This is a genomic window from Myroides sp. C6-3, assembly GCF_050522425.1.
GTDB lineage: Bacteria > Bacteroidota > Bacteroidia > Flavobacteriales > Flavobacteriaceae > Flavobacterium.
On sequence record NZ_JBMVQP010000058.1, the window covers coordinates 1 to 9,500 of the forward strand.

Sequence of the window (9,500 nt, forward strand, 5' to 3'; positions counted from 1 at the left end):
AAGATTCATCGAATACCAGAATAAATATAAACCTAATGAGATAAACCGTACATTTTTTGCTCTTTGTAATGTTGTGAATTGGAGGGAAGACAGGAGTAAATTCTACAAAGAACAAACCTCACAAATCGAAGCGAAGCGAAGATTCATTGAATACCAGAATAAATATAAACCTAATGAGATAAACCGTACATTTTTTGCTCTTTGTAATGTTGTGAATTGGAGGGAAGACAGGAGTAAATTCTACAAAGAACAAACCTCACAAATCGAAGCGAAGCGAAGATTCATTGAATACCAGAATAAATATAAACCTAATGAGATAAACCGTACATTTTTTGCTCTTTGTGATTTTGTGATGTTGTGAAATGGAGAGAAGACAGGAGTAAATTCTACAAAGAACAAACCTCACAAATCGAAACATAGTGAAGATGATTCATCAAACACTAAAACAAAATATATCCTTAGTGAGCTAAAGAAGGGAGGGGAAGAAGGTTGTCTTTTCTCCTCTAAGTTTAGTAAAACGGTTTATTGTAAACAAAAAAAGGATAGCGCTTGCTATCCTTTTTTCTGAGGCATCGAGCGGATTCGAACCGCTGTAGACGGTTTTGCAGACCGCTTCCTAGCCACTCGGACACGATGCCGTATCCATTAATTGGATGCAAACTTACTACTATTTTTTAAATTTAAAAACCAAATAAGTGAGTTTTTTACCCCAAAAGCCAGAAAAACTATCTAACTCCTTGCATCTCAACGGTTACATATTCTACATCTCCTCCAATAGGTGGATTAATTTTGGATACCGCAACCGTAACTTTCTCTACTAATTTTATTTCAAGTAAAATGCGATCAATAATACGCTGTACAACCGTTTCCAATAATTTAGAACGCTTATCCATTTCTTCTTTGACAATTTGATTCAACTGCACATAATCAATAGCGTGAACCAATTCATCCGATGCAGCAGCATCTCTAAAATTTCCTGAAGCGGTAACGTCTACACGGTATTCTGAACCTATTTTAGCTTCTTCTGGCATACAACCGTGGAATGAAAAGGTACGAATATTGTTAAGTCTAATAATCCCCATAAAATCCTTCTTTTAGTTTAAAAGCTAAAATTACGATTATTTTTAGTTAGATATCTCCTTTTGTAGCAGTAAAATGCTTCGAACTTGTTTAGTTTTTTGATACCTTTGTAGTTATAATATTTATATCCATGTCAACAAAAGAGAAATCATTAAATTTTATTGAGCAAATCATTGAAGAAGATTTAAAAAATGGCTTGCCAACAGAAAAACTACATTTCCGTTTTCCGCCTGAGCCTAATGGTTATTTACACGTAGGTCATGCGAGTTCTATTTGTTTAAACTTTGGATTGGGATTAAAGTACAATGCGCCAGTGAACTTGCGCTTTGACGATACGAATCCTTCAAAAGAAGAGCAGGAATTTGTTGACGCAATCAAATACGATGTAGAATGGCTAGGGTATAAATGGGCAAATGAAGTGTATGCATCGGATTATTTCCAGCAATTATACGATTGGGCTGTACAGATGATCAAAGAAGGTAAAGCTTATGTAGATAGCCAAACCTCTGAAGAAATGGCTCAACAAAAAGGTACTCCTACAACTGCAGGAGTAAACAGTCCGTTTAGAGATCGAAGTGTAGCGGAAAACCTTGATTTATTCGAGCGAATGAAAAAAGGAGAATTTGCAGAAGGAACGCATATTTTACGTGCTAAAATTGATATGTCGCATACGAATATGTTGATGCGCGATCCAATTATGTACAGAATAATCAATAAAGCGCACCACCGCACACAAAATGATTGGTGCATTTATCCTATGTACGACTGGGCTCATGGAGAAAGTGACTACCTAGAAAGTATTTCACACTCTTTCTGTACGCTTGAGTTTTTACCGCACAGAGAGCTGTACGATTGGTTTTTAGATCAGGTTGTAGAAGGGGAGAACATCCGTCCTAAACAGCGTGAATTTGCCAGAAGAAACCTTTCTCACACCGTTGTAAGTAAACGAAAATTAGCTCGACTAGTATCGGAAGGACACGTAACGGGATGGGATGATCCTAGAATGTCTACCATCTCAGGTTTGAGAAGGAGAGGATATACGCCTGCTTCTATCCGAAACTATGCGGATACGATTGGTATCGCTAAACGAGATAACCTTATTGATGTTTCGCTATTGGAATTTTGTGTGCGTGAAGATTTGAACAAAATCGCTCCACGTGTCATGGCGGTACTTGATCCTGTTAAACTTGTAATCACCAACTATCCCGAAGGACAAGAAGAGTGGTTAGATGCAGAAAACAATCCTGAAGAAGAAGTAATGACCTTCCGTAAAGTTCCTTTTTCAAGAGAATTATACATTGAAAGAGAAGATTTTAAAGAAGAAGCAAATAGTAAATTCTTTCGTTTAACCCTAGGAAAGGAAGTTCGCTTGAAAAACGCTTATATCATCAAAGGAGAAAGCGTAGTAAAAGACGAAGAAGGAAATATTACAGCTATTCACGTTACTTACGATCCAGAAAGTAGAAGTGGAAGTGGCACAGAAGCGAGTAAACGCAAAGTAAAAGGTACGATTCACTGGGTTTCTACTGCACATGCTGTTGAAGCAGAAATCCGCGTGTACGATCGCTTGTTTATCAATGAAAATCCAGATGGAAATAAAGAGGTGGACTTTTTATCGTTTATCAATCCCAATTCCCTATCGGTTATCAAAGGATACTTAGAACCAAGTTTACAAGAGGCCAAAGAAGGAGATCAATTCCAATTCCAACGCATGGGTTATTTTTGTGTAGACAAAGATAGTACATCAACGCACCTTGTTTTCAATAAGACTGTAGGACTTAGAGATACTTGGGCAAAACTCGATCAGAACTAGTTTTAATAGAATTACTTTATAATAAAGGTGTTTTTAACGTTATATTAACGGACAAAAACACCTTTTTTCATTAACTTTATGAGATAATCATAAAAAAAACTTAGTTATGTCAGATCGTTTAGGTAGTACATTAGCAGCTTTAGTAGCTGGAGCAGCAATAGGAGTAGGTATTGGAATACTGTTCGCTCCTGATGAAGGAAAAAAGACGAGAAAAAAAATTAGAAGATCGTTTGATGAATCAAAAGATGAGCTTTCGCACAAAATTGACGACTTAAAGAAACAAGTACGAAGTGTTGTAGAAAGAAAATCAAATACTATTGAAGATGGTATTGAAGATTTTGTCAATGCAGCAGGTAAAAAAAGAGATGAAGTGATCTCCGCTTTAGAGCATAAATTAGCAGAACTGAAAAAGCAAAGCAAAGAATTAGCAGAAAACGCGAAAAAATAATCTTTTTACATCAAGTAGGACATGGCATTCCAGGAAATCAAAAACAACATTAACGAGATCAAAGAGCATTCGGAAGAGTACATCAATTCAAGTATGAACTATTTTCGTTTGTTAGGCCTCAAAATAACCGCTAAAACAGCGATCATTTTTATGACTGTTTTCGCAGTGGGCATCTTCTTTTTACTCTCACTCTTGTTTATCTCTTTATTTGCAGCCATTGCTATTGGTGAGCAAATTCAAAGTAGATCTCTTGGTTTTCTTTATGTCGGACTTTTTTATTTATTAATCAGTATTCTTGTCTTTACTTTACGAAAATACATCGTTGATAGACCTTTGATTAAAAAGCTTTCCGAAGCTATTTTTTCGGAGTAAGACTTGTTAATTCTACTACTATGAGAAAGCATTATTCCTCCTTTGAGCAAATTGATCTCGATTTACAGATCTTACGCGTTAAAAGGGAGATCCATTACCAAAAAATTAATTCGGCTTTAGACCAATTAAAAGATGAAGCAACCCCGCAAAACCTCATTAAAAATACATTGGGTTCCGCAGGTGCCTTACTGACAAACTCTAGTGGTATTCAGACTTTACTAGTCACCTCTATTTTCAAGTATATTCTTCGAAAGTTTAGAAAATAATTCGCATATCACAAAAATAAAAAAGCGTTGTTCGTATTTAATGAACAACGCTTTTTTATTTTTAGCACTTTTAAGCCCTTGTTTTTTTGAAAACAACCTTATTCTAAACCACTATCATTTGACTTCTTAGAAGGCTTTATTGGAGCTGTAGAGCTCATTTCTGATACTTTACTGCTCGCTGCAAATGAAGTAACCATATTAGTTAACATCTCGCTTGCCGCTGTAGGAGAATTAGGCAGTAAAATTAAATTAGATTTAGAATCAGCACCTACTGCTTGAAGGGTATCATAATGTTGTGTTACGACAATTAATGCAGAAGCTTCTTGAGAATTGATTCCCACCTTATTTAATACATCCACACTTTCTACTAATCCTTGGGCGATCTCACGACGTTGATCTGCAATACCTTGTCCTTGTAGACGCTTAGATTCAGCTTCAGCTTTTGCCTTAGCCACAATGCGAATTCTACTCGCTTCAGCCTCATACTCCGCTGCTACTTTTTCTCGATCGGCAGCATTAATTCGATTCATCGCATTTTTTACCTGAATATCTGGATCAATATCCGTGATTAAGGTATTAATGATGTCATAGCCATAGGTCGTCATCGCTTCATTCAATTCGCGCTTTACAGCCACAGCAATATTGTCTTTTCGCTCAAAAACATCATCCAAAATTAATTTTGGTACCTCTGCGCGAACAACATCAAACACATAAGAGGTAATCTGATCGTGTGGATATTCCAACTTATAAAAAGCATCGTAAACGCGATCGGCAATCACTTTGAACTGAACGGAAACTTTCAACTTAACGAAAACATTATCTTTCGTCTTTGTTTCAATCATTACATCCAATTGTTGGATCCTCAAATTAACCACTCCTGAAATTCGATCTACAACAGGTATTTTCAATTGTAAACCAGAATGCCTAATGCTATTAAATTTTCCAAAGCGTTCAATGATCGCTGAGGATTGTTGTTTAACTGTAAAGAAACTTAAAAACAAGATAATCAATACAGGTACAAGAAAGATTAAAAACATAACAATATTTATTTATTAGTACCTCAAATTACAAAAAAATCTCCAGTACTGGAGATTTCTTTTTATTGTTTATTAAATTGTAATTCTACTTCTACCAAAGCAAGCATTGCAGGTGGCAAACTTGAAGCTAGATCTGGTACTAAAATTGGGATTAAAGCGGCAAATTGATCTCCTTTAGCTTTAATTGTAAACTTATCTACTGTTAGAGAAGTCACATTAACTTTCATCTCTTGATCAAATAAAGTAAAGGTCAATATGTTTGTTGATTCATTAAATGACCAAGTCGTTCCAGTTGTAGAAACCGCACAACTATCATCGTGATAATTAAAATTAACCATTGAAGCATCATCGAAAACTAAAGTATCGTCCTCACAATTCTCTTTTTTAGGATAAGGCATAGCAATAGGCTCACCCATAGGTAAACTCACGTTAACGTGCGTAGGAACCCAGGTATGAACCAAAGAAATAGTTTCTGCTGCTTTTTTTACTTCAATCGTAAGTTCATTACTATTCTTGTATCCTTCTTTTTTCGCAACAACTTTGAATGTTCCCGTTTCGGTAAATTTAAATGGATTAGTTGATTCTGTTCCATTTACATAGAGTTGAGCACCTTCTATTGCAGTTGTACCAACAGCAATCATAAAGGTAACTTCTTCATTTTGATCAACTGTATTGCCTTTTAGAGACTTTAATTCCAGTGTTTGTGAATGATTCTGTTCTGTGCTATTATCATCACTACTACAAGAAACAGTTCCCGAAAGCACTAATGCAAGTAGTGAAAAAGAAAGTAATGTTTTTTTCATAAAACTAGTTTTTGTTAACTATCAAATATACAACTTAATATCAATCAAATTAAATTTAAATTAACTAAAAGATTACATTTATTTAACAAATCTAAAAACAGCTAAGAGTTCTCCTTGTGCCTCAAGGTCTCTATTTATTCTTTCTTGTAGTTCTAGATTAAAAAAAGGCATCACTTGTTCTAAGGGTAAAGCCACCTCAAGTTCTTCCTGGGATTTATGTATAATAACAGCTTTAAAAACGGGGTGATTCGGCAAAACAAGACCTAATTCCTCCAATTTATGATACCAGGTAAAGGTTGTTGTTTTACTCGTATTAGACTCGTCTTCTCTGGTGAATACTCCAGTAAAATCCGTATCTAATCTTACAACATCATTGGGTTTGCCCATACTGCTGTACTCTTCTTTGAGTAGTGTTTCTCCTACCAGAGGCTTAATGCAAATAGAAATTGGCTTCCATTCACCTATTAAATGCTTCTGAATGTAGTTGTTCCATTCGCTTTCTGCTCTTTGTCCTGTATTTGCCTCATCATTCGAACAGGCCGCTGATAATAGGGCAACTACACCTAAAATAGGTACTATTCTTTTCATTCCCTTTTATTTCAAACTTAAAATTACAGTTTATTTCGAATCAATTGATCAATTGACTTGATAAAAATAAAGAGAGCTAAATGAGCTCTCTTTATTTATTTTATAGTGTTGCAATCGCCTGTTTTATTCTCTTTAGCGTTTCATCTTTACCAATTAACGCCATGATTTGGAAAAGATCTGGTCCTTTTAAAGCTCCTACAACACAAACGCGTAGAGGCTGCATCACTTTCCCCATTCCAATTCCTTGATTATTAATCCAATCTTTAACTTCCTTATCGATTTCTACAGCATGGAATGCCTCTACATTTTCAATAATTTCAGCAACTTGTTCCATTATTCCCGCTGTATCTTCTTTCCAATTTTTCAGCGCTTTAGAATCATATTCTACAGGTGCTTGGAAAAAGAAATCACTCAATTCAAAGAAATCCGACACAAAAGTTGCGCGTTCTTTGATCAATCCAACCACTTGTTCTACATAGTGATCCTCAGTTTGAATTCCCTTTTCTTTTAAAATTCGTTGAAAATCCTCAGCTAAATCAGCGTCATTTTGAAGTTTCAAATAGTGTTGATTGAACCATTTATTCTTTTCTGGATCAAATTTAGCACCTGCTTTATGTACACGCCCTAAATCAAACTTAGCCACCAACTCCTCTAAAGAAAAAATTTCTTGATCTGTTCCATCGTTCCAGCCTAATAAAGCTAAGAAATTTAGTACCGTTTCAGGGTAAAAACCTTTTTCTCTATAACCTGAAGATTTTTCACCTGAGATAGGATCTTGCCAATCTAATGGAAACACGGGGAATCCTAACTTATCACCATCGCGTTTAGATAGTTTTCCATTTCCAACCGGTTTTAATATAAGTGGTAGATGGGCAAATTTAGGAGCTTCCCATCCAAAAGCTTTATAGAGCAATTCGTGTAAAGGAAGAGATGGTAACCATTCCTCCCCGCGAATTACGTGAGAGGTTTCCATTAAGTGATCATCTACGATATTAGCCAAGTGATACGTTGGCATACCGTCACTTTTAAACAACACTTTATCGTCTAATAAGCTTGTATCAAACTTGATATCTCCACGGATAATATCATTTAAATATAAGGTTTCTCCCACAGGAGTCTTAAATCGAATTACATAAGGTTCACCAGTGGCGATCAATTGATCTACTTCCTCTTTTGACAAATTTAATGAAGTTTTCAACTGCGATCGATTGTTGTGATTGTAGATAAAAGTTTCTCCAGCTCCTTCCGCTTTCTTACGCAATTCATCTAATTCTTCTGCTGTATCAAATGCATAATATGCCCATCCACTTTTGATCAACTGATCTGCATATTGTTTGTACAATTCCTTGCGTTCACTTTGTCTATAAGGTCCAAACTTTTCGTTTTTTCCGATCGTTTCATCTGGAGAAATACCCAACCATTCTAAGGCTTCAAGAATATAGGCTTCCGCACCAGGAACAAATCTATTTTGATCTGTGTCTTCAATTCTAACGTAGAAAACACCGTCATTTTGTTTAGCAAATAAATAATTAAATAATGCTGTTCTAACACCACCAATATGTAAAGGTCCAGTAGGACTAGGTGCAAAACGCACGCGAACTTGATTAGCCATTTTGATTCATTATATTTTTACAAAGATACTATAACTATCGTTTTTATAAAGTTGTAATTGCCTTAAAATCATTTATAAAATTGAACGCTAGATTTAACGCCTATTTCCTCGAAATTCGGAAGCCTCTCCCCAATGTTCATATCGCAAGAACAAAAAGAATTACACCTGCAAAGAGAAAGAGCCAATGAACCTACATTCTTTTTTGAAATATATACCTTATATAATAGGTTAGTTTTTTTGCTTTTTTTTTCACAGTTTTCAAACTTTCTTTTTCTTCATTATCTATTCTTCCCGTACTTTTTTGCGTACTAAATCGTTCATAAAACCTCCTTTTTCACTCGCTCAAAAAGCAAATAGCCTCCGCTTCAAAAACATTTTTTTGGATCATAATACACCCTTATACACCCTTTTTTAGCTGTATTTACCTGTATTCCTTTTTCAGTTTTCAGTGCTAAATTTTGATTTCAACGACTAGAAAAACCAATCTTATCCTGCCTTATTTTCTTTCAATTTACAGTAAAAAATACCTTTAAAACAAGGTAAATAATCCTACAAACGAAGCAGGCCTAAAAAAAGCCTAAAAAAAAATCAGTGAATAATTCATTGATATACAGGCTTTTAATAGTTATCAACAGCAGTTTATTAAAAAGAGGCTAATCTTTTGATTTTGAAGCAATATGGTATAAACAGATTTTGTTGATAAGTATGGAAAGATTAGAATAACTATTTTTTGTTTAGTTGAAATATTTTACAATACAGCTACTAAATGTAATTGTGCAAATTTATTTTTTAGAAACTATGAGTCAGATATCCATAGTCTATCACCCACTTATTAACAGTTATACACCCCCTAAGTTATAGCAAAAAAGCTGTTGATAACGGTTATTAACCATGTTAATAAGATAGCTATTTAGCTATTTTAAAGCGATTTAAGAAATGATATCGTGTTAATAAGTTTTTATAAGTCAAAACTGCAAATTCTAGCTAAAAAGTTATTGTACATATTAACAAGCAATATAATAGAGAAGATTTTTTTTAATTTTTAAAAAGAATTTATTTCTATAAATAGTATTGTTGATAACGTTGATAAGTCTGTTTTTTTGCTTTGTCTGTTTTTTTGCTTTGTCTGTTTTTTTGCTTTGTCTGTTTTTGTTTGTTAAAGTTGAGTTTTTCGCGGATTTTTTTTTGGAATTTTAGAAAATCTGATTGCTGTATTTGGCGTAAAATAAATCTATTGGAGTATGAGTTGAGATATGCAAAATGTAGCGCCTTCTTTTTGTTTAAGCTTGAAATTTATACGCCTTGTATTTTACGTAAAACAAATCTATTAGAGTATGAGTTGAAATAGGCAAAATGTAGCGCCTTCTTTTTGTTCGATCTTCAAATTACTTCTTCCTGTATTTGACGTAAAATAAATCTATTGGAGTATGAGTTGAGATATGCAAAATGTAGCGCTCTCTTTTTGTTTAAGCTTCAAATTT

Annotated in this window: 10 protein-coding genes and 1 tRNA gene; 5 read left to right on the forward strand and 6 right to left on the reverse strand. The window is 34.5% G+C overall.

The window, feature by feature from the left end; all coding sequences use genetic code 11:
- Positions 1–361 (forward strand): hypothetical protein (locus ACPDG9_RS15440; protein WP_430528601.1); only part of this gene is annotated, 361 nt, incomplete at its 5' end.
- 206 nt (positions 362–567) lie between these two features.
- On the opposite strand, the gene ACPDG9_RS15445 is transcribed toward ACPDG9_RS15440, so the two are convergent.
- Positions 568–638: transfer RNA gene (locus ACPDG9_RS15445), tRNA-Cys, on the reverse strand.
- An 87-nt stretch (positions 639–725) separates the two neighbouring features.
- Positions 726–1,082, reverse strand: a complete 357-nt coding sequence (gene folB / locus ACPDG9_RS15450) for a dihydroneopterin aldolase (protein WP_430528602.1) — start codon at positions 1,080–1,082, stop codon at positions 726–728.
- Positions 1,083–1,210: 128 nt separating this feature from the next.
- On the opposite strand from folB, the gene ACPDG9_RS15455 reads away from it, so the two are divergent.
- From ACPDG9_RS15455 to ACPDG9_RS15470, 4 genes are all read left to right on the forward strand, one after another.
- A complete protein-coding gene (locus tag ACPDG9_RS15455; RefSeq protein WP_430528603.1) occupies positions 1,211–2,893 on the forward strand; it encodes a glutamine--tRNA ligase/YqeY domain fusion protein in 1,683 nt (560 codons plus the stop codon).
- Positions 2,894–2,999: 106 nt separating this feature from the next.
- The gene (locus ACPDG9_RS15460) at positions 3,000–3,341 is read left to right on the forward strand and encodes a YtxH domain-containing protein (RefSeq protein ID WP_430528604.1); all 342 of its coding nucleotides are present in this window, start codon (positions 3,000–3,002) and stop codon (positions 3,339–3,341) included.
- Between the two features lie 21 nt (positions 3,342–3,362).
- Positions 3,363–3,713, forward strand: a complete 351-nt coding sequence (locus ACPDG9_RS15465; protein WP_430528605.1) for a hypothetical protein — start codon at positions 3,363–3,365, stop codon at positions 3,711–3,713.
- 20 nt (positions 3,714–3,733) lie between these two features.
- A complete protein-coding gene (locus ACPDG9_RS15470) occupies positions 3,734–3,979 on the forward strand; it encodes a DUF6327 family protein (protein ID WP_430528606.1) in 246 nt (81 codons plus the stop codon).
- 98 nt (positions 3,980–4,077) lie between these two features.
- Here ACPDG9_RS15470 and ACPDG9_RS15475 read toward each other — a convergent pair whose 3' ends face one another.
- The 4 genes from ACPDG9_RS15475 to gltX all read right to left on the reverse strand — a co-directional run bounded on the left by ACPDG9_RS15475 (position 4,078) and on the right by gltX (position 8,019).
- On the reverse strand, positions 4,078–5,016 hold the full coding sequence (locus ACPDG9_RS15475) for an SPFH domain-containing protein (RefSeq protein WP_430528607.1): 939 nt from the start codon (positions 5,014–5,016) through the stop codon (positions 4,078–4,080).
- Positions 5,017–5,078: 62 nt separating this feature from the next.
- Complete coding sequence (locus tag ACPDG9_RS15480; protein ID WP_430528608.1) at positions 5,079–5,819, reverse strand: hypothetical protein; 741 nt, start codon at positions 5,817–5,819, stop codon at positions 5,079–5,081.
- A 78-nt stretch (positions 5,820–5,897) separates the two neighbouring features.
- Positions 5,898–6,407 (reverse strand): hypothetical protein, encoded by a 510-nt coding sequence (locus tag ACPDG9_RS15485; RefSeq protein ID WP_430528609.1) that lies wholly within the window; start codon positions 6,405–6,407, stop codon positions 5,898–5,900.
- Positions 6,408–6,507: 100 nt separating this feature from the next.
- Positions 6,508–8,019 carry a glutamate--tRNA ligase gene (gltX, locus tag ACPDG9_RS15490; RefSeq protein ID WP_430528610.1) on the reverse strand — a complete coding sequence of 504 codons (1,512 nt, stop codon included), beginning with the start codon at positions 8,017–8,019 and terminating at the stop codon, positions 6,508–6,510.
- Positions 8,020–9,500 lie beyond the last annotated feature (1,481 nt).

What these genes read in the sequence shown, in the direction of transcription:
- folB (WP_430528602.1), bottom strand. Translation starts at nt 1,082, where the DNA reads ATGGGGATTATTAGACTTAACAATATTCGTACCTTTTCATTCCACGGT.
- ACPDG9_RS15455 (WP_430528603.1), top strand. Translation starts at nt 1,211, where the DNA reads ATGTCAACAAAAGAGAAATCATTAAATTTTATTGAGCAAATCATTGAA.
- ACPDG9_RS15460 (WP_430528604.1), top strand. Translation starts at nt 3,000, where the DNA reads ATGTCAGATCGTTTAGGTAGTACATTAGCAGCTTTAGTAGCTGGAGCA.
- ACPDG9_RS15465 (WP_430528605.1), top strand. Translation starts at nt 3,363, where the DNA reads ATGGCATTCCAGGAAATCAAAAACAACATTAACGAGATCAAAGAGCAT.
- ACPDG9_RS15470 (WP_430528606.1), top strand. Translation starts at nt 3,734, where the DNA reads ATGAGAAAGCATTATTCCTCCTTTGAGCAAATTGATCTCGATTTACAG.
- ACPDG9_RS15475 (WP_430528607.1), bottom strand. Translation starts at nt 5,016, where the DNA reads ATGTTTTTAATCTTTCTTGTACCTGTATTGATTATCTTGTTTTTAAGT.
- ACPDG9_RS15480 (WP_430528608.1), bottom strand. Translation starts at nt 5,819, where the DNA reads ATGAAAAAAACATTACTTTCTTTTTCACTACTTGCATTAGTGCTTTCG.
- ACPDG9_RS15485 (WP_430528609.1), bottom strand. Translation starts at nt 6,407, where the DNA reads ATGAAAAGAATAGTACCTATTTTAGGTGTAGTTGCCCTATTATCAGCG.
- gltX (WP_430528610.1), bottom strand. Translation starts at nt 8,019, where the DNA reads ATGGCTAATCAAGTTCGCGTGCGTTTTGCACCTAGTCCTACTGGACCT.